At 42.5% G+C, this 22,343-nt stretch carries 21 protein-coding genes; 4 read left to right on the top strand and 17 right to left on the bottom strand.

Annotated elements, in window-relative coordinates:
• Nucleotides 1–194: 194 nt before the first annotated feature.
• The 8 genes from PY092_RS17410 to PY092_RS17375 all read right to left on the bottom strand — a co-directional run bounded on the left by PY092_RS17410 (nucleotide 195) and on the right by PY092_RS17375 (nucleotide 11,051).
• Nucleotides 195–1,946, bottom strand: coding sequence for a hypothetical protein (locus PY092_RS17410; RefSeq protein ID WP_275617073.1), 1,752 nt, complete (start codon nucleotides 1,944–1,946; stop codon nucleotides 195–197).
• Nucleotides 1,939–4,167 carry a tryptophan-rich sensory protein gene (locus tag PY092_RS17405; protein ID WP_275617072.1) on the bottom strand — a complete coding sequence of 743 codons (2,229 nt, stop codon included), beginning with the start codon at nucleotides 4,165–4,167 and terminating at the stop codon, nucleotides 1,939–1,941. The genes PY092_RS17410 and PY092_RS17405 overlap by 8 nt, the downstream gene beginning before the upstream one ends.
• The gene (locus PY092_RS17400) at nucleotides 4,164–5,441 is read right to left on the bottom strand and encodes a BatA domain-containing protein (protein ID WP_275617071.1); all 1,278 of its coding nucleotides are present in this window, start codon (nucleotides 5,439–5,441) and stop codon (nucleotides 4,164–4,166) included. Before PY092_RS17400 ends, PY092_RS17405 begins: the two co-directional genes overlap by 4 nt.
• Nucleotides 5,442–6,341: a DUF58 domain-containing protein gene (locus PY092_RS17395; RefSeq protein ID WP_275617070.1), complete on the bottom strand. Its 900-nt coding sequence runs from the start codon at nucleotides 6,339–6,341 to the stop codon at nucleotides 5,442–5,444. It lies immediately after the preceding gene.
• Complete coding sequence (locus tag PY092_RS17390) at nucleotides 6,341–7,345, bottom strand: AAA family ATPase (RefSeq protein WP_275617069.1); 1,005 nt, start codon at nucleotides 7,343–7,345, stop codon at nucleotides 6,341–6,343. The genes PY092_RS17395 and PY092_RS17390 overlap by 1 nt, the downstream gene beginning before the upstream one ends.
• Nucleotides 7,346–7,355: 10 nt before the next feature.
• Nucleotides 7,356–7,976, bottom strand: coding sequence for a DUF4159 domain-containing protein (locus PY092_RS17385; protein ID WP_275617089.1), 621 nt, complete (start codon nucleotides 7,974–7,976; stop codon nucleotides 7,356–7,358).
• A gap of 90 nt (nucleotides 7,977–8,066) precedes the next feature.
• On the bottom strand, nucleotides 8,067–9,383 hold the full coding sequence (locus PY092_RS17380) for a TldD/PmbA family protein (RefSeq protein WP_275617068.1): 1,317 nt from the start codon (nucleotides 9,381–9,383) through the stop codon (nucleotides 8,067–8,069).
• Nucleotides 9,384–9,410: 27 nt separating this feature from the next.
• Nucleotides 9,411–11,051: a TldD/PmbA family protein gene (locus PY092_RS17375; protein WP_275617067.1), complete on the bottom strand. Its 1,641-nt coding sequence runs from the start codon at nucleotides 11,049–11,051 to the stop codon at nucleotides 9,411–9,413.
• A gap of 318 nt (nucleotides 11,052–11,369) precedes the next feature.
• Between PY092_RS17375 and PY092_RS17370 the strand changes: the two genes are divergently transcribed.
• The 4 genes from PY092_RS17370 (at nucleotide 11,370) to cls (ending at nucleotide 15,764) form a co-directional block, all read left to right on the top strand.
• Entirely contained in the window at nucleotides 11,370–12,053 is a 684-nt protein-coding gene (locus PY092_RS17370; RefSeq protein ID WP_275617066.1) for an aspartate/glutamate racemase family protein, read from the top strand.
• Between the two features lie 135 nt (nucleotides 12,054–12,188).
• Nucleotides 12,189–12,854 carry a peroxiredoxin gene (locus tag PY092_RS17365; RefSeq protein ID WP_275617065.1) on the top strand — a complete coding sequence of 222 codons (666 nt, stop codon included), beginning with the start codon at nucleotides 12,189–12,191 and terminating at the stop codon, nucleotides 12,852–12,854.
• 58 nt (nucleotides 12,855–12,912) lie between these two features.
• Nucleotides 12,913–14,241, top strand: a complete 1,329-nt coding sequence (locus PY092_RS17360; RefSeq protein ID WP_275617064.1) for an MBL fold metallo-hydrolase — start codon at nucleotides 12,913–12,915, stop codon at nucleotides 14,239–14,241.
• Nucleotides 14,242–14,357: 116 nt separating this feature from the next.
• The gene (gene cls / locus PY092_RS17355) at nucleotides 14,358–15,764 is read left to right on the top strand and encodes a cardiolipin synthase (RefSeq protein ID WP_275617063.1); all 1,407 of its coding nucleotides are present in this window, start codon (nucleotides 14,358–14,360) and stop codon (nucleotides 15,762–15,764) included.
• Here the strand turns inward: cls and PY092_RS17350 are convergent.
• The 9 genes from PY092_RS17350 to PY092_RS17310 all read right to left on the bottom strand — a co-directional run bounded on the left by PY092_RS17350 (nucleotide 15,759) and on the right by PY092_RS17310 (nucleotide 22,272).
• Nucleotides 15,759–16,766 (bottom strand): 2-hydroxyacid dehydrogenase, encoded by a 1,008-nt coding sequence (locus tag PY092_RS17350; protein ID WP_275617062.1) that lies wholly within the window; start codon nucleotides 16,764–16,766, stop codon nucleotides 15,759–15,761. The two genes, cls and PY092_RS17350, sit on opposite strands and share 6 nt — an antisense overlap.
• Before the next feature lie 21 nt (nucleotides 16,767–16,787).
• The gene (locus PY092_RS17345) at nucleotides 16,788–17,231 is read right to left on the bottom strand and encodes a hypothetical protein (RefSeq protein WP_275617061.1); all 444 of its coding nucleotides are present in this window, start codon (nucleotides 17,229–17,231) and stop codon (nucleotides 16,788–16,790) included.
• 51 nt (nucleotides 17,232–17,282) lie between these two features.
• Nucleotides 17,283–17,723, bottom strand: a complete 441-nt coding sequence (locus PY092_RS17340) for an Hsp20/alpha crystallin family protein (RefSeq protein ID WP_275617060.1) — start codon at nucleotides 17,721–17,723, stop codon at nucleotides 17,283–17,285.
• 78 nt (nucleotides 17,724–17,801) lie between these two features.
• Nucleotides 17,802–18,209 (bottom strand): hypothetical protein, encoded by a 408-nt coding sequence (locus PY092_RS17335; RefSeq protein ID WP_275617059.1) that lies wholly within the window; start codon nucleotides 18,207–18,209, stop codon nucleotides 17,802–17,804.
• A gap of 75 nt (nucleotides 18,210–18,284) precedes the next feature.
• Complete coding sequence (locus PY092_RS17330) at nucleotides 18,285–18,716, bottom strand: hypothetical protein (protein ID WP_275617058.1); 432 nt, start codon at nucleotides 18,714–18,716, stop codon at nucleotides 18,285–18,287.
• A gap of 12 nt (nucleotides 18,717–18,728) precedes the next feature.
• Nucleotides 18,729–19,580: a universal stress protein gene (locus PY092_RS17325; protein WP_275617057.1), complete on the bottom strand. Its 852-nt coding sequence runs from the start codon at nucleotides 19,578–19,580 to the stop codon at nucleotides 18,729–18,731.
• A 58-nt stretch (nucleotides 19,581–19,638) separates the two neighbouring features.
• A complete protein-coding gene (locus PY092_RS17320) occupies nucleotides 19,639–20,454 on the bottom strand; it encodes a universal stress protein (protein WP_275617056.1) in 816 nt (271 codons plus the stop codon).
• 9 nt (nucleotides 20,455–20,463) lie between these two features.
• The gene (locus tag PY092_RS17315; RefSeq protein WP_275617055.1) at nucleotides 20,464–21,306 is read right to left on the bottom strand and encodes a universal stress protein; all 843 of its coding nucleotides are present in this window, start codon (nucleotides 21,304–21,306) and stop codon (nucleotides 20,464–20,466) included.
• Nucleotides 21,307–21,435: 129 nt separating this feature from the next.
• Nucleotides 21,436–22,272, bottom strand: a complete 837-nt coding sequence (locus PY092_RS17310) for a universal stress protein (protein ID WP_275617054.1) — start codon at nucleotides 22,270–22,272, stop codon at nucleotides 21,436–21,438.
• Between the last annotated feature and the right edge of the window lie 71 nt (nucleotides 22,273–22,343).

Below are 22,343 nucleotides of genomic sequence, written 5' to 3'. Positions count from 1 at the left end.
TTTTGGATAGTGTGGGTTATTTAACTGCGGTATCAAATCTATCCAAAGAACAAAAGGTGGGAAATCAATTGTTGTGGAACAAGGCGATTTTGTTGCAAACCCCCTACATACTGGGGTTTAGAATCAATCTAAATCAAAAAAAACATAGTAAAACTGGTGTTTCCCCGTACTTTCCCAATCAAAATCAAAGGAAATTAGAGCCTCAGTTTAGGTTCCAACCATAACCATCCCAAACAGAACAATAGCAAGAAATAAAACCATAAGGGAGATATCGGAACCAACGCTTTATTGGATCTTGAAACCGAAGGGGTAAACGTGTTTTCTGAGCCAAACTCGCGAAGATTGGTTTCCAAGGTTTTGGACTTCGAAATCGGTACAAGTTGACCATCGCCAAATACGTAATACGAAAACGGGGCAAGGGAATCATTGAAAGCCCGAAGTTGGTTCCATCCTGTTTTTCTTGGATAATGAATTCCATTCCATTGGGTTGGAACGACACTATTTTGAAGCAAAGGAATCCGTACCCCATCATCGGTAATAACCTCCACATCATTCAAAGAGGTACGAAGAACAAATTCAAAAGGCTCATCAACTCTAGGGACCTGTGTCATTGCATTCCAATCCACCAAACTTTCCCGGCCCTTCGCAATACCGTTAAGGATTTGGGTCCAAAGATAGGCATAAAGGGCTTCTTGACCATCCAGAACCATCTGGTAGGTGCTTTGTAGCACACTTGTCCCTATTTTCCCCTTTTGCATCGGAACATAAGCGGCCACGGGAATCGAATCTACTAAGATATGCTGTGTTCCAACAGTTTCTTGAAATCCATACGGATATTTTTGCAGTGATTGATCGGTATCCCCCAGATTCAGCTCCGTTACAAAATCCCGATTGAATTGAAAAGGCGATTGTCTTTTTGAAAGACCAAACAAGTCTTCATTGGGTTGGATGAAAATTCCAAGCCCACTGTTTTTGACCACTTCCTCCATGGCCTCTTTTGATGTTCTTCCCAGACCCATGTAAGAATCCGTATCGACAATCAAAATATCGAAGTCCTTTAAGTTTGCCTCGGTAAAACCATAAATCGGTTTAGATGCTCCGTTGAAGTACTCAAATTTGTATTTACCTTTGGTAAGTTGCGTTCGGGCCAAAACCTCGTGCCCTTTCTCCGTCAAGAAATTTTTAAGGTACTTGGTCTCAAAAGTGGGAAAAGTGTTTACCATCAAAACTTTCAAAGGGTCGCCTTCCTCTACCTGGATGGGAAGGGGCTCATCCGACACTACATCCTCTTCATTTTTTACCAAAAGATGATATACAAATTGTCCACTTGCCTTGGGTTTAAGGTTGAATTCAAATAATTGTTCTTCCTGCTCATCAAAGGGCAAAGAATCCAATGGATTGCCCCCATTATCGGTCAAAATGGCCCAATGTCCTTCTTTTGGACCCACGTATGTTGCATTTACATGGAGTTCTTCTCCCAACGTAATCTTACTACCGTGGGAGATGGATGTCCAGCCCTCCACATTTTCACCTCCCAAAAAGGCGACTGATTTATTGTCCAACTGCCATAAATCAAAAGCTTCCAAACCATGACCGAGCAGGAATAGGGTATCCACATTATCGAGCATGGACAGTGTTCTTCCTTTGGAATATGCTTCGGTTTGTATTCGTTTGTAAATTGATCTAAGACTGTCCACCTGCCCAGGTCGGTACCCTTCGGTCAAGACAATTCCTTTCCCGTTTGTTGTTTTTTGATGGATGCCCGGCTTCAGTATGATCATTATCAATGAAACTATCGCGAAAAAAGACAGTGCCAATTTGACCCAAAACCTTCGTTCCTTTCGCTGTGACCATTCTTTCCATATAAAAACTGTCCAAAGCAATAGCCCAATCAAAACCAAAGGCCATGGGAAATTTTGGTTCATGAACACCACGACATCACTCATAAGCCTCCAATTCTTTCAAATACAACATATTGATCTCGTCTTGATACTCGGTCTTCTTCATGGGAATGTCGGCTATTTCGGGCAATACGGATAAAAGATTCTTCTGAACCATCCTGTAGTTTTCCTTGGTTCTATAGGTCGCTTTTTCCAAGTCACGCAATCCCTGTAAGACTTTTAAATATTTCAATGGTTGCGAAATGGCTTTTTGTGCCAATTCGTTTCCCGCATCTGCAAAAAGTGCACCATCGGCATCCGAAAATCCCTTCCTATCTTGAATCAGCTGTTCAAGTCTTGGTATTGCTTCTCTGGTTGATGCAAAAGACATTTCGTAGGGGTATTCCTCCTGCTTGTCAAAATTGGTTATATCCTCAATGTTCCCGCTCAATCTGTTTTCCTCTTTAATGGGAGGTGGGTCAAAACCAATACGGTGCACATAGATTCGGGCACTATTCTTTATGTCCTGGATGATTTCTAGAGCATCGTATTGATAGGGCATTGATTTCTTGGGTTCATACAGTCGCAACTGCAATTCGGCATCCCACATGATGTTCAGGGCATCCCGAAGCTTTGCTTTCAGTGATTTCTCGAACAAAGTCGACTCTTCTGGGTCTGAATGGTTGTGTAGGTAATCATGAAGTGGGTCTTCCTCTTCTTCCTGATCCTCATTTTCATGACCGTGCTCTTCCACTAAATTATGCTCATTCTCACTATCGTGTTTGTGACTGTACTCATCCAACAAGTCCTCCTCCCCTTCTTCATGATCATGTTCAGCCTCACCTTCGTGGTGTGAAACTGCTCCAGGTGCTGATTGCATTTCGGTCTCATCACCCATGAATTGTCCGTACTTCAAGCGTAATTGTTTCTGGTCAAAACCCAACTCGTTGCTTCTGGACTTAAATTCTTTCTCCGAAATATTTGGCTTGTCTGCAATCAGTTTTTCGGTATCCATGATCAATTGGCGCTGGCTCCTAAAATAATCGGGCATCAAATCCACCCCCAAATTCCCTTCCACGGCAAACGCATCGGTAATGGTATCACGGATCACGGCAAAGTAGGTCTCACTACGAGCTATATTGGCAGTTGGTGTTCTTTGGTCGAGTGCCTCCACGTAAAAATAGAGCTCGTCTCCCGGTTCCATTTTCAGGGCATCCATATCCAAGGCCTGCTGCAATTGGATTTGCTTGTTCCCTTTGGGAATACCCCGGTCAAAACGAACGGTCTCCTCCCGAAACTTTACCGATTCCCCCGATCCCTTACTTACCGTAGCGATGATGTAGGCATCCGCAATTCCAAAATCATCGGAAATATTGGCGTTGAACATCAAACGTTTATCATCATCGAACGCGAAGTAGCTGTAATTGTCCAATCCCTCAATTTGAACCATGGGAGGTTCGTCAGTGACCATTTCCAGGGAATAGAGGTCACTTACATGAACATTTCCGCCGTTATCTTTAAAGGTAAAACTGTAAAATCCGGATGCCTCCAAAGTTTTGGTCAAGCGATACAACCCATCGGTTTTTATAAAATCAATAGGTTCTCCCATCAAATCCATTTCCACTTCTTGCACATCCCCATCAAATTCCAAATTCCATATAATTCTGGAGCCCTGCACTGCTCTAATATTGGGACTCGTGGTGTTCAATGTTGATTTTCCAGTGTACCTTGGGTATTGAATGGTGATGTTCGTCCCTTTCAGTTCAGGAAATTCAGTTGTGGAGGGTAGGCTGTCTTTTGGTGCAAAAGTGATTTGCTCCTTATTTGAAGGTTCTTTTTCAGATAGCTTATTAACATTGGCCAGTGCAAAATTAACGGCAAGTCCCAACAAAATCAACCCAAACATGACAAGAGCTGCCCTCAATAACTTGTGGGGAGGGCTTAATTTGGGTAACACTGGACCTAATTGCTCCGCTACGCGATATTGCTGTAATTTGGACAGGCTGGATAGTTCGTGGGCCGGCGACAATAAAAGTCCGCTGCTATACCCTGCCTGTGGCAAATGGGCATCAATATAAGCCACGGCATTTTTTGAACTGATCTTCCAAGGTCTTAAGACCCAAAAAGCAATTCCAGCAGCCACCAACAAACCAAGAATTCCAAAAAACACATGATGGGTCAATAGGTACACAAAACCTCCAAAACCTGTGGCATAGAGCAAGCCTTCCATATATTTGGATTGCTGCCATCGCTTTTGAAACCGTTCTATATTCCCTGCTCCGATCATTGTTTTTTATAGTTTGCCATGATTCGTTCCACAATCATCAGGCCTGCGAGCAAACAAAATACCCAAAAAGATATATCAATCATGGTCGCCCTTTCCCGTTTCCGTTTGGGTTCTACATAATTGGGTTTGAGTACTGTTTCATCCAATTGTCTTCCATCAACTTCACGTACCAATGAATTTAATTCCCTGTCCAAATCCAAGATATCCAATAACTGTTCGGGTAAATGCTGTTCCACTGTATTTTTTGGATTCAATCTTGAAGTGAGATGAAATATATTTTTTGTGATTGTCGATTCAATCAACTGTTTGGCCAAAGGGTTTTCTTGATAGACCAACCACTTACCTACCATGTGATTGTTCGAATCATTGTGCAACCAAATATTCAGATGTGTTTCATCATTGGACAATCTATCTTCTTTATGGATGATGATTTCCTGCTTTAAAAATGTCGACAAGGCCCTAAAGGATGCTTCGATATAATTTCCTTCCCGCTCAAAACCTTCTTCCACATACATATTGACATGAAGCGTATCCAATCCAGTCAATGGAACTGTTCTTGTATCATCGGAAAGTAAACGAAGACTATCGCCGCTAGCAACGACCTCAAAGCCATCATTCACTATTTTTTTATTGATTTTGGTTACTCTACCACTGCTTGAAGCTGAAACCAATTCAATCCCAGCTTCACGATTAAAAGCTATTAAGGGAACATCCTGAGTTTCGTCAGGTTCCATGACCACCCAATGGATTTTCTTTTGGGTAGCGGGCCGCATGGACCGAAAACCTTTAGCCAAAGCCTTGGTGAACACCACAATACTATCGGAACGCAAGGAATCCATTTTCTGTGTCAATTGCCAATAGTTGGGCTGCTCTTTGCTTCGACTATAATCCACATCTGATTCCCATGCTGGAAAACCATTTTTCATCAGCAAAACCGGGGATTCCTCTTGTAAACTATCCAATATCGCACTGATGGACGGGTCGTTGGCCACAGAAGCCTCGACCAAATAAGTGATTTGTTTCTCATCGCCTTTGGTTCGCCATTGCGGACCTGCCATCAACAGTACGATAAGGGCGATAATCAGCATCCGAAGCAACAACAACAACCACTCGTTCAACTGGATGCTACTGGACTGTCGGGAATTGGATTCATCCAGTAATTGAATGCTTCCGATTTTTATGGTCTTTGCTTCCTTTTTGCTCCATAAATGGATGGCCAAGGGAACCAAAAGTCCCAAAAGTGCCCAGAGATATGATGGATTCGCAAAAACCATTTATACCAATCGTATTCGTTCCTTTAAAAAGAGCTGTAAGGCATTACCAAGGTCATCGTCCATTCGGAACAGATGATAATGGACCCCTTGGAAAAGCAACCGCTCTTTGGTCTGTTTTATTTTTTCTGCCAAAACCTTCAAATAGGTTTCTTTTGCCTTATTGACGTCCACTTTTACTTTGGCGCCAGTTTCCAAATCTTCAAAAACAACGGATTTTTTGTAATCAAAATCCATTTCCTTTCCTGCCATAATCTGAAGTACCACTACTTCATTGTTAGCAGTTTTCAGGTTCTTCACAAAATCGGACAACTCTGAAACATCTTCGTACATGTCGGTAAGGAAAAATACGAGCTCTTTTTCTCCCCTATTTTGTATTCTTCGGGAGGCAATAGCGAGTTCGGGCCATTTTCCTTTGGTGGAAATCTTCAAGAGTTCCAACAATAAACGGTTGAAATGTTTCTGGTCCGCTTTGGGGTAAATGCTTACAAAATCATCTTCATTCAGTGCAAAAAGTCCAACGAAATCACCCTGTTTTTGAGCCATGTGAGACAGACAGGCCACCATGACACGGGCAAATTCCAATTTGGATATACCGTTCTCCTCGTGCTCCATGGAAGCGCTGGCATCCACAATGAACTTAACGGTAACATGACTTTCCACCTCGGATTGTTTGATGTAATATCGCCCCGAGCGTGCCAACATCTTCCAATCGAGCAGCCGTAGGTCATCTCCAGGTTCATAGCCTCGGTATTGACTGAATTCCATGCCAGGACCCACGCTTTTGCTCCGATGTAGACCAGAGGTATAGCCTTCCACCACAATACGTGAAATCAGGTTAAGGCCCGATACGGTATTGATGACTTCTGGTTGTAAAAGGTCGTGGTAATCCCTAGAGGCCATTATTTGTTCCTTAATTGTACTGCTTTCAATATTTCTTGGGTAACTATATCAGAAGTAATTCCTTCGGCATCCGCCCTAAAGTTCACTAGCACCCTATGGCGAAGTACGGACAGCGCTACGGTTTGCAAGTCTTCTGGCGTAACGGCCAATCGGCCTTCCAAAAGCGCATTGGCCTTTGCGGTCAAAATCATCGCCTGACCGGCACGGGGTCCTGCCCCCCAATCCACCCATTGTTTCACATAGTCCACTTGAGTAGTATCTGGACGGGTGGCACGGATAATATCACTCACATATTGAATGAGTCCATCACTAATGGAAACCTCACGGACCAACTGCTGCAACCTCACAATATCCACTCCCGACAATACCTTGTTTAGCTGGGCTTTTTTGGTTCCCGTAGTGGCCTTCAAAATTTGGGTTTCTTCCTCATCCGTAGGATATCCTATTTTGATATAGAGGAGAAACCTATCCTGTTGTGCTTCTGGCAAAACAAAGGTTCCCGATTGTTCAATGGGGTTTTGTGTGGCCAAGATGAAGAAAGGTTTATCCAAGGAATACGTTTTGTCCCCATAAGTCACTTCAAACTCCTGCATGGCCTCCAAAAGGGCTGCCTGCGTTTTGGGTGGCGTTCGATTGATCTCATCCGCCAAAATGATATTGGAGAAAATTGGCCCTTTGTTGAACTTGAAAAATTTCTTGCCTGTTGTGTGGTCCTCCTCTAGGATTTCAGTTCCGATAATATCAGACGGCATTAAATCCGGCGTAAACTGAATCCGTTTAAATTTTAAATCGATGGCATTCGACAGCGTTCTGATCATCAAGGTCTTTGCAAGTCCAGGGACTCCTTCGAGCAAGGCGTGCCCACCTGCAAGAAATGTGATGAGCAATTGGGACACGGTCTCTTCTTGACCTATAATGACCTTACCGATTTCCTTTTTGAGGGCGGTCAGTTTTTCCGAAAACCCTTCTACTTCACTTGCAATTTGTTGTAGTTCTTTATCCAAATTAGTTCAATTAAGAGGTTAAAGCATATAACACAATATTCACCCCAAATCGGGTATTGTCAATTTTGTACCAGCGTTTGTTCCTAAAATCGTAATCCCATTCACAACCATAGTCCTTATTGCTATAGAGCACCCCTATTCTTCCATCGATCACAATGGCCTTGAGGTAATCGTGCACCAGGTCATCGCCCCAACCGTTCAGCTCTTGCGATGTGGTGGGCGGACCATCATCAAACTCAAAGAAAATGGTATAGATTTCGTGGTCATTGGGTATTTTTTTCAGTTCCCCAGCCCCAAATATTTCATCCATCTGGCGTTCAAAGGATTTTGCGAACAGCCCATCAATATCATGGTTACAGTCATCGGCAAATACAAAACCACCATTTCGGACATATTTTTCAAAGTTCTCCCGTTCCTTTTTGTTGAACTGAACCAATTTATGGCCCGAGATATAGCAGAAGGGACTTCTAAAAATATCGTCGCTGGCCAGGGCAATGATCTTTTCCTGGGTATCCACCTTCAAGGTAGTGTACTCCACCAAGGAATTCAACAGATTGGAGGGCATACGCTGATCCACATCCCAATCTCCCGATTCGTACTGTAAGCGTGTAAAAAAGAATTCGTTATCCAATGCCATTTGGGTCGTAGGCTAAAATCATTGCCAAAATAAAAACTGGCGGTTAGGGATTAGCTGACCACCAGTTTGTTTCAATTCCTGTTTTTATACCGCGTCCGAAAGACTGGTAAACGTAAAGTCACGAACTTTCATGTACGGTATTAAATTTCCGTTGACACGCACTTGTTGTCCAAGAGACTCCAAATTGTTCAACATAATGATCGGGCTCTCGTTGAACCTGAAATTTTTCACTGGGAACTTGATTTGTCCATTTTCAATATAGAAAGTTCCATCCCTGGTCAAGCCTGTGTACAATAAAGTCTGTGGATCCACGCTTCGGATGTACCAAAAACGGGTTACCAAAATACCTTTTTTGGTGCCTTTGATCATATCCTCAAGGCTTTCATCACCACCAGCCATAATTGCATTGCTCGGGAAAGGAACGGGGTCTACCCCTTTCTGCTCTGCCCAATAACGACTGTAAGCCAAGTTTTTGACCACCCCGTTCTCTATCCAACTGGTTTTCTTCAAAGGCTGCCCTGCTCCATTCCAAGTGGATGTAGGGACATCCGGATGTAAAGGATCGGACCAAATATTGACACGTTCATCAACTATTTTTTGTCCGAGCTTGGTTCCACCATCCTTTGCGGACATGAAGCTCCTACCCTCGTCCGCCGATCGTGCATTGAGGGAACCGAACATATTTCTCAATAGACCAACTGATGCCGCGGGTTCCAAAATCACGGTATACTTGCCAGGCTCTATGGCACGTGCCTCTCTGGACATCACAGCTTTATCTATTGCTGTTTTTGATGCTTCATCGGCATCAAACTTGTCAATATCGTTGTAATCCCTTGTTACCCAACCTGAACCCGTTCCATCGTTGGTACGCATGGTCACGGTAAAGTCTACATCCGTGGATTGGTTATAGGCAAACAGTCCATTGGAATTGATCATGGCGGAAAACTGTGCCGAATCGTCCAAGAAACCTGCTGCTGTCACATCTTTTGCGGCGGCTGGCACGATACTCTTATTGGCCACCGCTGCCCTGTACTCCGGTGTCACATTGGCGGTGGATTCCTTATAAGTGATGGATTCATCATAGGTTTGCGGTCCCAAAGGGGACATAAACTCAGGGTTTTCAGGGGATAGTTGGGCCAATTCCTCAGCTCTTCTCACCACCTTTTCCAATGAAGCATCATCAAATTCATCGATGGTCGCAGTACCCACTTTTTTACCAAAGCTGGATTGTACCGCTAAACTCTGGGTCGATCGATATCCTGCAGTGGACACGGTATTTCTAGCATATCGGATATTACCGCTGTTACTTCCATTTAGGTTTATCTCGCAGGCATCGGCCTTGGAAAAACTCAATGCCTTTTCCAAAATCTTTTTTGCTTCTTCTCTTGTATATATAGCCATTGTCTTAATATTTAATTTGAATAAACCTTAAATGGTCCTACCTGTATTGATTACATTGACACCGTTGAACCTTGAGGTGGAACTACCATGGGAAACGGCACTTACCTGAGAGGGCTGTCCCTTTCCATCGAAGAACGAACCGAACAACCTATAGTCGTTCTTATCACAAATCTTGACACAGGAATTCCAGAATTCCTGTGTGTTGGATTGATAAGCTACATCATCGAGCATACCCACGATCTCCCCATCCTTGATTTCGTAGAACAAGGTTCCACCAAACTGGAAGTTGTAACGCTGTTGGTCAATGGAATATGAACCACGACCCAGAATATAAATTCCTTTGTCCACATCCTTGATCATATCCTGCAAGGAATATTTTTCCTTACCTGGCTCCAAGGAAACATTGGGCATACGCTGGAACTGTACATCTTCCCAACTTTGGGCATAACAGCATCCATGGGATTCATTTTGATCGATCATGTGAACTTGATCGCGGATAGCTTGATAATTGACCAAGGTTCCGTTCCTGACCAAATCCCATTTTTTAGTTTTTACACCTTCATCATCATAACCTACGGCACCCAAAGATCCAACTTGTGTCTTATCGGCAACCAGATTTACAATATCACTTCCATAATTGAAGTCTTTTGACTCCCATTTATCCAAAGTGGCAAAACTGGTTCCAGCATAGTTGGCCTCATAACCCAGCACTCGGTCAAGCTCCAATGGATGCCCCACGGATTCGTGAATCGTCAATCCAAGGTGGTTGGGTTCAAGTACCAAATCGTATTTTCCGGCTTCCACGGATTTTGCAGTCAGTTTTTGCTTGGCTTGTTTTGCAGCCATGGCGGCATCTTCCACAATATCATAGCTTCTGTTGTATAGTTTGATGCCTTCCGGACCTGACAATTTTTCGGATTCAAGACCATCCATGTACTCATACCCCATGCCCATTGGAGCACTCAATGCCTGACGACTCTTGAACTTTCCGGCTTCCCGGTCAATGGCAGTAACATTAAAGGTGGGCCAGATACGATGTACATCCTGATCGATGTACGATCCATCGGTAGAGGCAAAATATTTTTGCTCATTGACCATAAACAGGGCCGAATTCACAAAATTGGCACCATTTTCCATGGCTGCTGCGTTGGCACTCAACAATAAATCAACTTTTTCGGAAATAGGCACTTCCTTGAAGTCTTTTTCCAGTGGTGTTTTCCATGATACCTCGCCATATCCCTGAACCGGAGCCAAAACAACGGGTTCCTTCTGAATCTTGGAATTGGCCTTGGCAATGGAAACAGCATGCTGTGTCGCCTTTTTGATTCCGTCCTCGGTCACATCATTGGTAGAGGAAAATCCCCAGGTACCATTGGCAATTACCCGAATCCCCACTCCGAACGATTCAGTGTTCACTACATTTTGAACCTTATCCTCACGTGTGAAGACATATTGGTTCAAATATCTTCCTATTCTGGCATCTGCATAGGTAGCCCCCATGGACTTTGCTGTATTAAGGGCAACATCGGCCATTTTCTTTTTAAGTACGGTATCCATACCCGGTTCGAGCAGTGCTTCCACAGGAATATCGTTCCCCATAAGAAGCGAGGGCATCATCATGGCCCCTGCACCCATACCGGCGTACTGTACAAAATCTCTTCTTTTCATATATGTTAGTTATTTGATTTACGCTGAGTTAATAAAAGGTAGGTATATCTTAAAGTTGATCTGTTCAAATCCATGGGTCTTAAAATTAAGTAGTGTCCTTTTAGTATTATGTTAATTTTAACCTAAAAGACATCGGATGCGACCCGTCAATTGATTTTCGCTAAAAAAAGTATCGGATTTTTACTTGTCCCGTCATTTTGCAATCTTGAAATACCACCCTACCTAATCCATAAAATCCAACAAATTCACTTAGTTGCACCACTTTTCTGTAAATTGTTACAATATCTCTTCTAATTTTTCGAGAAAATGACCGGAAACATGAAAACTTTGGGAATGATCGGAGGTACTTCTTGGCATTCTACCATTGAGTATTACAAGCTCATCAATCAATTGGCATCGAACAAAATCGGTAATTGGGCCAATCCCCCACTCATTATACATAGTATAAATATTGAATTGATGCGGGAACAAGACAAAGGGAAGATCAACGCGAAATATTTGGACACGGCCATAAAGCTTCAAACCGCTGGGGCAAAAGCCATTGTGATCTGTGCAAATACACCCCATATGGTTTATGATCATGTCCAACCTAAAATCCATATTCCCATTCTGCACATTGCAGATGCCACTGGGATGGAAGCCCAAAAATCAGGGATCAAAAAACTTGGGCTATTGGGGAACAAACCCACCATGACAGGGGACTTTATCCCTAAAATATTAAAGAAGAATTACGGCATAACCACCATAATCCCAGAAGAAGACGCCATTCCAAAAGCACACGAATATGTTTCCAAAGAACTGACCCAAGGTGTTTTTTCTAAAGAAGCGAAATATTTTTTTATCGAACAGATTCAATTTCTTCATAAAAAAGGTGCCCAAGGGATAATACTTGGGTGCACAGAATTGCCATTACTTATACAACAGGATGATGTGGCTATTCCAACTTTGGCCACTACAAATTTACATGCCCAAATGGCGGTTGACTTTATATTCAGTCAATAGTACATTGATCCAATACCATTTTAATGGTTAAACAATCGTTAAATAACTACTATGTAACCTACGTTACTGGAGCCATGATTGTTATAAGTTAATTTTATACCGTAATTAAAAACAATAAATATAATTTATAATTCTATGGAAAATTCTTATTTAGAAAACGAAAAAGTGAATCAAATGCCAAAAATTGGGGATATAGCACCTGATTTTGAAGCCGTAACCACCAAAGGAAAGATAAAATTCTCCGAGTTTGCGAAGGACAAATGGATCGTAATGTTCTCCCATCCTGCTGACTTCACTCCTGTTTGTACTACCGAAATGAGTGGGTTTGCACAAAGAAAAGGGGAATTCGATGCCATGAACACAGAGCTTATCGGTTTGAGCATTGACAGCATCCATGCCCATCTGGGTTGGGTACAAAATGTAAGGGAGAACACAGGTGTCTATTTTGATTTCCCGATAATTGCCGATTTGGACATGAAAGTATCCAAATTGTACGGAATGCTTCAACCCAATGAAAGTGAAACCGCTGCTGTTAGGGCCGTTTTCTTTATCGACCCTTCCAAAAAAATCAGATTGATCATGTACTACCCATTGAATGTCGGTAGGAACATGGATGAAATCTTACGAGCCTTGGAAGCACTACAAACTTCGGATGAGTACAAAGTTGCTATGCCTTTGGATTGGAAAAAAGGAGACAAGGTCATCGTTTCTCCTCCAAAGACTCTAGATCAACTTAATGAAAGACTTGCAGACGATACACTGGAAAAAGTGGATTGGTACCTTGCCAAGAAAGAAATCTAAAAACAAATTTGAATTCTAGGGCACCTTATGATAAGGTGCCCTTTCAAAACCCTATTTTATGGAAATAAAACAGTTTGAATACAAACCCTTGGCCCACTATTCCTATGCCATTGTGGACAATGGTGAAATGGCCGTTATAGATCCAGAAAGGGATCCCATGCAGTACTATGCTTTTGCTCAAGAGCACGATGCCAAGATAACAGCCGTGATTGAAACCCATCCACATGCCGATTTTGTAAGCTCTCACTTGCAGATACACAAAGAAACCGGGGCTACCATCCATCATAGTAAAGATTTAGGCGCTGATTACAAGTACAAACCTTTTGATGATGGACAGAGTATTATGATCGGGGATATAAAAATCTCCGCCCTGAACACTCCTGGACACTCCCCTGACAGTATTACCATTGTGGCCGAAAAAGACGGTAAAACTGCACTCTTCACGGGCGACACCCTTTTTATTGGTGATGTAGGGCGACCCGACCTACGCGAAAAAGCAGGTAATATGACCGCCAAGCGCCAAGAATTGGCCGAGATGATGTATGACACCATCCAAAACAAATTTAAAGACCTACCCGATGGTGCTTTGGTTTATCCAGCACACGGAGCTGGCTCGCTATGTGGAAAAAACCTGAGTTCAGATAACAGCAGTACTTTGGGCAACGAAAGAATGGGTAACTGGGCCTTTAAACCGCAGTCAAAAGAAGCATTTGTCCATACCCTTTTGAACAGTCAACCTTTTATCCCTTCCTATTTTGGGTTTGATGTGGACACCAACAGAAAAGGTCCGGAAAACCTGCAATCATCCATAGCCAAAGTACCCTTGAGATTAAATGCAAGTACCGAAGGTTTGATTGTGGATGTCAGGGACGAAACCGAATTTAAAAAAGGGCACTTGCCCGGAAGTATCAATATCATGGCCGTGTCCGAAGATTCGAAATTTGAAACTTGGTTGGGGGCCATTGTCCAACCCGAAGAATCTTTCGCCCTTGTTGTGGACAAACCCCAGGATGCGGAAGAAATATTGGAACGAGTGGCTAAAATTGGGTATGAACAACAAGTCAAATCCGTTTTGACCTTGGACAAAACTGCCTTGATCCAAAGTAACAAACTTGACTTAAGCGATTTCAAGAACAACCCAGACAATTATACCGTTGTGGATATACGGAACCAAAGTGAGGTGGCCGAGGCCAAGTTCTTTGAAAATTCCTTGACAATCCCTCTCAATGACCTTAGGTCCTCCCTATCACGGATACCGAACAGCAAGCCCATTATTGTCCACTGTGCGGGTGGTTACCGTAGTGCCGCTGGAAGTAGCATTATAGAAAGCGCCAGCGAAAATGTACAGGTGTACGACCTCGGTGAGAGCATCAACGATTTTATGTAAGGAACAGCCCTTCTTTAAAAGAAGGGCTTTTTACCCTAGATCCATTAAAATCTTATTGACCACCGATTACTTTCACTAACTTGTGGGTGGATTTCAATCGGTATCAAAAAGAAGAGATGCTTGTACCCATTCTCGTGACACTTTATATTTTGATTGCCTTGGTCATGGTCATAAGCCTGTTGTTGAACGGTGTCAGACCCAGCAAGACCTTGGCATGGCTATTGGCCATCTTTACCATTCCCGTGGCAGGCGTTCTTCTGTATATCTTATTTGGACGAAACAGAAGGAAAAGCAAGATGTTCTCCTTAAAAAATCAGTTTGGCACCCTGAACAAACTAGAGAATGTGACTTGTTCCCCGGATATCTCGGTAAACAAACAAAAAATAACATCACTCATCCACAAAACCTCAAGTTGCCCCGTTACCTGCCATAATGATTTAGAGCTACTAAAAGACGGAAAGAACACCTTTGAAAGTATTTTTGAAGCACTTGAAGAAGCCAAAGAGCACATCCACCTACAATACTACATTTTTGAGGACGGTATCCTAGCCGATAAGTTATTGGAGGTTTTTGAACGGAAAATAGCCGAAAACGTAACTGTCCGACTATTGTACGACGGCATTGGAAGTTATTCCTTGAGCAAAAAGTACCTCAAGAAACTTAAACATATCGGGGTGGAAACCGCCCAGTTCCTTCCCTTTAAGTTCGGTAGGTTCCTTACTGCCCTAAACTACCGTAACCATAGGAAAATCATTGTCATCGATAATAAAATAGGGTTTACGGGAGGCATCAATATTTCCGACAAATACTTGAAGGGCGATCCTGCCCTGGGCAAGTGGCACGACACCCATTTGAAGATCGAAGGCGAAGCGGTTGATTTTTTGAACCGAATATTTGTGACCGACTGGTTCCTTGCCAGTGGGAACAAAGTGGATATTTCAGCTTTCAAGATGCATGGCTCAGCTCGAAAAGGTACTTCCCTCCAAATAGTGCCCAGCGGCCCTGACGATGATTTTGATGTGATGGAGCAGGTCTATTTTTCCATTATCAACAGTGCAGAAAAATACCTCTACATCGTAAACCCCTACATCATTCCAAACCATGCTATTTTGCAAGCTTTGATGACAGCTGCCCTGAGCGGAGTGGACGTCAGGATATTGATGTCCTCCAGTACCGATATCAAATTGGTGGACTGGTGCGTAAGAGCTTATTTTGAATCTTATTTAAAAGCAGGCATTAAGATATATCTCTACGATGATGGTTTTTTGCACAGTAAAGTGATGTTGTGCGATGATGAGATCGCCAGTATCGGAACTGCCAATCTCGACAACAGAAGTCTACAACAAAACTATGAGGCCCAAGCTTTTGTCTACGACAAAGACCTGTGCCTGCAAATGAAATCGGATTTTTTAAGGGACTGTGAAAAATCCATTGTATTGGGTGATTATAAAAAATACAAGGAACGGCCTTGGATCAAAAAATTGATCGAGGGCTTTGCAAAATTGTTGAGCCCGCTCTTATAATGTCACTGTCTCAAAACCCAGTTCGTTTTTACAGACTTTGCCTTCTTCCCAACAATCCAAATTGTAAATAGTGGTCTCCGCGATTCGTTCAAGGGCTTCCTTGGTTGCAAATGCTTGGTGAGGCGTCAACAGCACATTGGGCAATTCGATGAGTTCCTTTAAAAGTCCATCGTTCAGCCCTGTGCTACTGTTGTCCGTGAAGAACACACCCCTTTCATGCTCGTACACATCCGTGGCATAGCCTCCGAGATGCCCGCTTTTCAATGCACTGATGACATCTTCCGTTTTTACAATTCCCCCTCTTGCGGTATTGATCAACAGGGTGCCCTGTTTCATGGCCATGAACAATGGTTCATGGAACATGTGGTGCGTTTCATAGTTAAGGGGAGTATTTATACTGATGACATCGGACTTCCTGCAAAGTTCTTCCAAAGGAAGGTATTCCAAATCGTAATGATGCTCCAAATAGGAATTTCGCTTCACATCATTGGCCACTACCTTGCAACCGAAAGCATGGAATATCCTTACCAAAATGGAACCGATCCTACCCGTTCCAACGATACCAACGGTTTTTCCGTTCAAATCAAAGCCCACCAATTCATCCAACAGAAAATTATAATGCTGGACCTGGGCATGGGCCTTGATCAACTTTCGGTTTAGGGCCAACAACAATCCCACAGCGTGCTCAGCTATGGCATGGGGGGAGTATTCGGGGGCATACCCCACCTTGAGCCCGATTCGCTTGGCGGACTTGACACTTACATTATTGTATCCCGTTGATCTAAGGGTCATGTACTTTACCCCCAGTTCCTGAAGAATTTCGAGGACCACCAAGGAGGCATCGTCGTTCGAAAAAATGGATATGGCATCGTACCCGGCCGCCATAACCGCAGTTGTTGCGTTGAGGGCTTCGGGTACGAATTTCATTTTATGTTTGCCACCATTGGATTTTTCCAGGTTTTCAATCTCAAAATCCTTGGCACTGTACACCAATACTTTCATATATCTTGTTTCTGGATAGTTTTAATTCAACAATCTTTTCTGTTTTTTACGCTTGATCACATTGGACACGATATCGAATATCCTGGTCTTGGAGTCTCTGTATTTTACAAAGTAATCCTCGACCTCTTTACCTAGATCGTTATGGGTATCCAAGTAAGCTTCCTCCATTTTCTCTTGATTGACCTCATCCACCATGATCTGTAGCTGGTTCTCGTGCAATTGCACTTTTTTGAAGAGGTCCACCAAGTCCTTTTCCAATTTGTTCAACGCATCCACAACGGGCTGCGTATCCTTGAACATATCAGTATCGATAATATCCAGCGTATAGTCCTTTACCATATGGTTCAGGAACTTTTGCTCGTCCCGTGCGAATTTCAATTCCGAGGACCATTTTTTTGATTCTTCGTGCAACTCATCGGCACTGAACCACTCCCTGAACTTTCTTTTACTTGATTTTGTTTCCATGGCTGTATTTTTTTTATGCGGCAGACGGAAGTACATCTGCCGCGAATTTCGTTACCCGACCTCGATGACTTTTTTCTGATTTTCCTTGGCTTCTTCCATTTTCAGGACTTTGAGCTTAAGAATACCATTTTCGTACACTGCCTTCACATCTTTTGATCGATCAACAGAAGTGGGCAATTGCAAGGTCCTCGTGAATGCATTGTAGTTGAACTCCCTTCGTGTGAAGTTTTCATCCTCCTCGGTCTCTTCCTTGCTTTTTTGGGCAGAAACCTCCAATACATCATTTTTTATAGTGATTTCAAAATCCTTTTTTTCAAAACCTGGTGCGGCAAATTCAATTTCAAAATCATCTTTGTGTTCTTTTACGTTCATTGATGGGTGGGTTTTTTCCAAATTGAAAAAATCATCATCAACAAATGCATCCCGATTGAAAAAATCAATCAGTCTTTCATTCCAAGGAAATCGCTTTCCATCTAATTTTACGAGTGACATAACTACTTAATTTACTGATTAATGAATATGTGACAATCCGACAAAGGCTGTGTTTGTAGTATCAAAAAAACAGCCCGGTCAGCTCAATGGCTTCTTTTTCTTGAGCACCGTCCCTGCATAATTATAGACCTCTTTTTTGAGTTTGATATAGGATTTGACATAGTCCTTGACCTTGTCCTTGAGGTTCTGGTGCTTATCATAATAATGGGCATCGCATTCGTCTTGGACACATTCAAAAATGCCTCCAAGTCCATTCTCATGTATTTTGATGGATTTGGATAGTGATTCCCTGTCTTGTTTGGAAGTGTTGAAGTGCTGTTTGAAATTTTCCGAGCGTTCAAACAGATTAGGGGTTCTCGGCTCAAAGACATAGGAATCCAGCAACCTTTGGATAAAGGCCATTTCATCTTCGATAAACAGCAAGTAGGATTTCCAATTTTGCAGTTCATTGTGCATTACCTCTATTTTTCTCTCCCTTACCATCATCAGGCATTTTTAATCGTTAATGAATGTAAGGTTTGGTCGGTTACTGTGAAATGATCTACATCATGTTGATCAAATTCATTGCGTGGCTTCCGGGTATCGGTCATCCATTCCAAAGGATTGTTTTACCAATGCTTTGAACTGGTTTTGGGTCATGCTGTCCACGGTTTTGGTGGATGTTACCTTGGCGGCCAATCGAGGATGGTCCTGCTTTAATTCCTCGATAAATTTCTCGGGGGCTTCGGCTGGTCCAAATATGGCTATTTGATCCGCATCTGAAATTTCTTCCGCTATTTTTTCAAAATAATTTTTCAATTGGTGTTTTTCACGTTCCAGATATTTGCTGTCCTGGACCACATCTTGTGGGCCCCATTTGGTTTTGGATCGTGCACCTCCTTTGGGGTTGAAAAAATCCAGTTCCGAAGGAATGTTAAAAAGACTTTCCTTTCCATTGTTCAATATTACACCATTGGCCTCTTGTTTGTCCAACCATATTCCTACTTGCTTCATAATTCCATCTTTTTAGTTATCGTTCAGTTCCAAAATGGGCACTTGTGGGTCGTACCCTATCTTTTTTACCAAAGGGTTTGAAAGGATGCTTCCAAAGAACAGATGTTTCCGGTTCAAGAAAGCGACCATTTGGCAATCGTGTTCTTCTATGAATGTGTTGATACCATCACTGATCTTATCCGCGGACAAAAAATGCATTTCATAATCCGTACCCTGCAGGATTTCCTGCAACAATTCCTTGTTCGTTGTTTCTTTACGGCTGAGTTTTCCGTCCCTGTCCTTATCTATGTGCACCACATTGATCTTCGCATCATGCAGTTTGGCCATCGCTATCAAATCCCCGATTTCCTTTTTCTTAAAAGGGGATTTATAATCCGTTGGGAAAACTATTTCCTTTGGTATTTCAAACATATAATGGCTAGGTACGGCTATTACGGGACACTCTCTTATCCGCTCCATCACGTTAACGGTATTGGTCCCAAAAATGCGTGCCCTGGATTCCGTGATTCCCTTGGTGCCCATTATAATGATATCAATGTCCTTTTTGTCGACCAAGATTTTTATGGCCTCTGTCAAGCTATTGAATGTTGTAATGGTATGGAATCGGTGCTTATCATTTTGAGGGTGCAATTTGATCATTTGCATCAATCGCTCCATACCTTCTTCGGATTCCTTTTTTGCAGCTTCATAATACGGCTCACCCGTTTCGGGGACCCTCATACTGTCCAACGTATATCCAGAAATATGGAAAACATTGAGGATATAAAACTCGCATCGCTCATTACTGTATAACTCCATTGCATATCTAATGGCATTCAATGCGTTTTTTGAATAATCCGTAGGTAACAAAACTCTCTTGTCCATGATGTTTTTTGTTTTAATGAAAGTTACGGTACCTCAAAATAGTATACCATGATTTTGGTCAATTCGGCGTGTTGGGCAAAATCAAAAATGGCACTTTCAATTTTGTATTGAGTTCTTTGATGATTCCCTTGCCGATAAACTCCAAGAAAAAGTGGTGTGGATAATAGACCATGCAAAGCATATCTATGTTCCAGAGGTCCACAAATTCCAGAATCGTGTTCACTTTACCATCAAAAACGGGCAAGGAGACCTCTTTGGAACTTTTTTCGGAAATGGACCCAAGAAAGTCGGTCTTGTTTTTCCTGGCAGCGCCATTGTCCTTATTTTCCTCAATGCTCATGGGTACAATAACGCTGTCCATCAACCCACTGAAAAATTGAAGTGCCCTGACGTTTTCTTCTGCAATTGGGTTCGTATAATTGGAAGTGAATGCGATTTTATCCACTTTTTTAAAATCGATTTCCATTGGAACTATCAATACGGGACAACTTGTCAATTCCCTTACCAGTTGCATGGCATTGTTCCCGAAAAGGATGTGCTTTATCTCTTCTTTCGCCTTGTTTCCGATTACTGTGAGATCTACCTTTTGTTCCTTGGCATATATTGCAACTCCTTTGGTCATATCGGAACACAAGGAAACCTTTTCAAAAAAATGGTCGTTGTTGGCACCAACATCCCTGACCAAGCGGTGCACCAAAGCCTCCAGACGCTCCGCGGAAGCTACCTTGGCCTCCTCCCTATCAGGATCGTTTTCGTCACTGCACACGTTCACGATATGAAATGTGCATTCTTTGTCCTTGAACAAGCGAGCGGCGTAATAGAGTGCATTGTATGAGTTGTTCGAAAAATCGGTGGGCACTAAAATCTGTAACATGGCTTTCTTTTATTGATTAAACGGAAGTACTAAAAAAGGGACTTTGCTATGGAGCCCGATATTTTTGATGATAGGCTCCACAAAAAGACGTTCCAAGAAGGTATGCTTGTTCTTTACCATGGCCAAGAGTTCAACCGGGGTTTCCTTTTGAAATTGGTTAATGGCCTCTATCAAATCCTGATCGGGCAAATCGTGGAATTCATGATTGTGTTCCAGTAACTTTCCCTCTAAAAATGTTTTATGGCCCATCTGGTCGGAATCAAGTCCTTCTGGTGATGTTACGTGCATGATGTGCAATTTGGAGTGCTCCAGTTTTGAAAACTTGAGCAAAAAGTCCAGATTGGCTTTGTTGTAATCCACTTCATAATCGGTAGGGAACAAAATGTTTTCCGGTGGTCGGTATTCAAATTCCGATGGAACGGCCAACACTGGTATTCCCGTTTTTTGAATGACATGTACCGTATTGGAGCCAAATAGGATTTCCTTGGCCCCGGTCGCCCCTTGGGTACCCATTACTATAAAATCCACATTTTCCTTTTGAGCAATGGAATCGATTTCATCCACCAAAGAGTTGAATGCAGCATGGATTACAAAGGTGTGTTTGGATACGTGGAATTGTTCCTTGATTCTTTTTCTGGTTTTTTCAAGCGCCTCTTCGGCCCTATACCTTTCATCGTCCGGTAGCCCCAATTGGCCTGGGCTCCCCAATGTATAATCCACTCTGTACACAGGAGGGGTATAGGCATGTACCAAATAAAATATACAGGTGGAGTTTTCCAATAACTTCACGGCATGGGAAATGGCATGAAACGCATTTTCTGAAAAATCGGTGGGCAATACTACTCTGATCATGGCGCTGTTATTTAACATCCTACTAATAACAAAACTATCCACAGTAAAAATTTTATACTATGATTTACATCACATATATAAATAGGCAAAAGCATCTTGGCATTCCGCGTAAAAGAAAATGACACCGTATCACTCGTGAATGACGTAGAACGGGATTTTGGTATGGAAGCTTATCTGCTCCACAATGGTATCAAAAAGGATTTGTTGGATAAAGTTCAAGTTTTTGGCCACCATGATCATCATATCGATATCCCTGCTCTCCACAAAACACTGGATGGCAGCCTTGACTTTCTGATTGGTTATGGTATGAAAACTATGGGTTTCGGGAAAAGTGTCCTCCAAAAAGTCCAGCAGGTATTCCTTGTTCTTTTCCTGTTCTTCATTAAGGCTGTCCCCTTCCTTTAGGGCATTCATGACCCTAAACTTGGATTTTCCCAATCCGATCATTTCTTCCATGGGCCGTAAAATCCTCAGGGAATAAAAAATATTGAAATCCGTGGGAAAGGCTATTTCCCTTGGCTTGGATAGTTCAACATCAATAGGGACCACGAGCGTGTTGCATTGCACCTTGGTAATAACATCCCCTGCATTGCTCCCCAACACCTTCTCCTTGAGTCCCGAAACACCCTTGGTTCCCATAACGATAAGGTCGATGTCCTGTTCTTCGATATGTTTTCTGATGGTGGGGATGAGAAAACCGTATTCGTGCAAGGCGAAAAAAAAGTGATTGGCCTCAGTGCTGTGTTTTCTACTCTGTTTAACCAAATTGGTCAATCTCGTCTTTGTGTTTTCCGAAGGTTCTCCTGTGGTTTCCTGAAAAGATTCCGCATCGTTTTTGGTGTCCAATAAGGTGCCAACGTACAACAAATAGAAATTGCATTCCATTTCACTGAAAATAACCTCAGCATACTTTAACGCCCTGATAGAATTTTCTGAAAAGTCTGTTGGGACAAGAACATTCTTCATTTGATCATAAATTGATGGTGCAATTTTATCATTCAATTAAAAAAAAGGAATGATAAATATCACTTAAGCCA

Origin of the sequence: Flagellimonas yonaguniensis (assembly GCF_029193885.1) — a bacterium.
GTDB classification, from domain to species: Bacteria; Bacteroidota; Bacteroidia; order Flavobacteriales; family Flavobacteriaceae; genus Flagellimonas; species Flagellimonas yonaguniensis.
Note: the sequence above shows the minus strand (reverse complement) of the source record. Positions and strands in the feature narration are given on the sequence as shown.

Coding starts and splice junctions, on each gene's coding strand:
- PY092_RS17405 (WP_275617072.1), bottom strand. CDS start 4,167: ATGATCGGAGCAGGGAATATAGAACGGTTTCAAAAGCGATGGCAGCAA.
- PY092_RS17345 (WP_275617061.1), bottom strand. CDS start 17,231: ATGGAAACAAAATCAAGTAAAAGAAAGTTCAGGGAGTGGTTCAGTGCC.
- PY092_RS17400 (WP_275617071.1), bottom strand. CDS start 5,441: ATGGTTTTTGCGAATCCATCATATCTCTGGGCACTTTTGGGACTTTTG.
- PY092_RS17335 (WP_275617059.1), bottom strand. CDS start 18,209: ATGATGGTAAGGGAGAGAAAAATAGAGGTAATGCACAATGAACTGCAA.
- PY092_RS17370 (WP_275617066.1), top strand. CDS start 11,370: ATGAAAACTTTGGGAATGATCGGAGGTACTTCTTGGCATTCTACCATT.
- PY092_RS17410 (WP_275617073.1), bottom strand. CDS start 1,946: ATGAGTGATGTCGTGGTGTTCATGAACCAAAATTTCCCATGGCCTTTG.
- PY092_RS17360 (WP_275617064.1), top strand. CDS start 12,913: ATGGAAATAAAACAGTTTGAATACAAACCCTTGGCCCACTATTCCTAT.
- PY092_RS17320 (WP_275617056.1), bottom strand. CDS start 20,454: ATGTTACAGATTTTAGTGCCCACCGATTTTTCGAACAACTCATACAAT.
- PY092_RS17315 (WP_275617055.1), bottom strand. CDS start 21,306: ATGATCAGAGTAGTATTGCCCACCGATTTTTCAGAAAATGCGTTTCAT.
- PY092_RS17340 (WP_275617060.1), bottom strand. CDS start 17,723: ATGTCACTCGTAAAATTAGATGGAAAGCGATTTCCTTGGAATGAAAGA.
- PY092_RS17395 (WP_275617070.1), bottom strand. CDS start 6,341: ATGGCCTCTAGGGATTACCACGACCTTTTACAACCAGAAGTCATCAAT.
- PY092_RS17350 (WP_275617062.1), bottom strand. CDS start 16,766: ATGAAAGTATTGGTGTACAGTGCCAAGGATTTTGAGATTGAAAACCTG.
- PY092_RS17380 (WP_275617068.1), bottom strand. CDS start 9,383: ATGGCTATATATACAAGAGAAGAAGCAAAAAAGATTTTGGAAAAGGCA.
- cls (WP_275617063.1), top strand. CDS start 14,358: ATGCTTGTACCCATTCTCGTGACACTTTATATTTTGATTGCCTTGGTC.
- PY092_RS17330 (WP_275617058.1), bottom strand. CDS start 18,716: ATGAAGCAAGTAGGAATATGGTTGGACAAACAAGAGGCCAATGGTGTA.
- PY092_RS17375 (WP_275617067.1), bottom strand. CDS start 11,051: ATGAAAAGAAGAGATTTTGTACAGTACGCCGGTATGGGTGCAGGGGCC.
- PY092_RS17310 (WP_275617054.1), bottom strand. CDS start 22,272: ATGAAGAATGTTCTTGTCCCAACAGACTTTTCAGAAAATTCTATCAGG.
- PY092_RS17365 (WP_275617065.1), top strand. CDS start 12,189: ATGGAAAATTCTTATTTAGAAAACGAAAAAGTGAATCAAATGCCAAAA.
- PY092_RS17325 (WP_275617057.1), bottom strand. CDS start 19,580: ATGGACAAGAGAGTTTTGTTACCTACGGATTATTCAAAAAACGCATTG.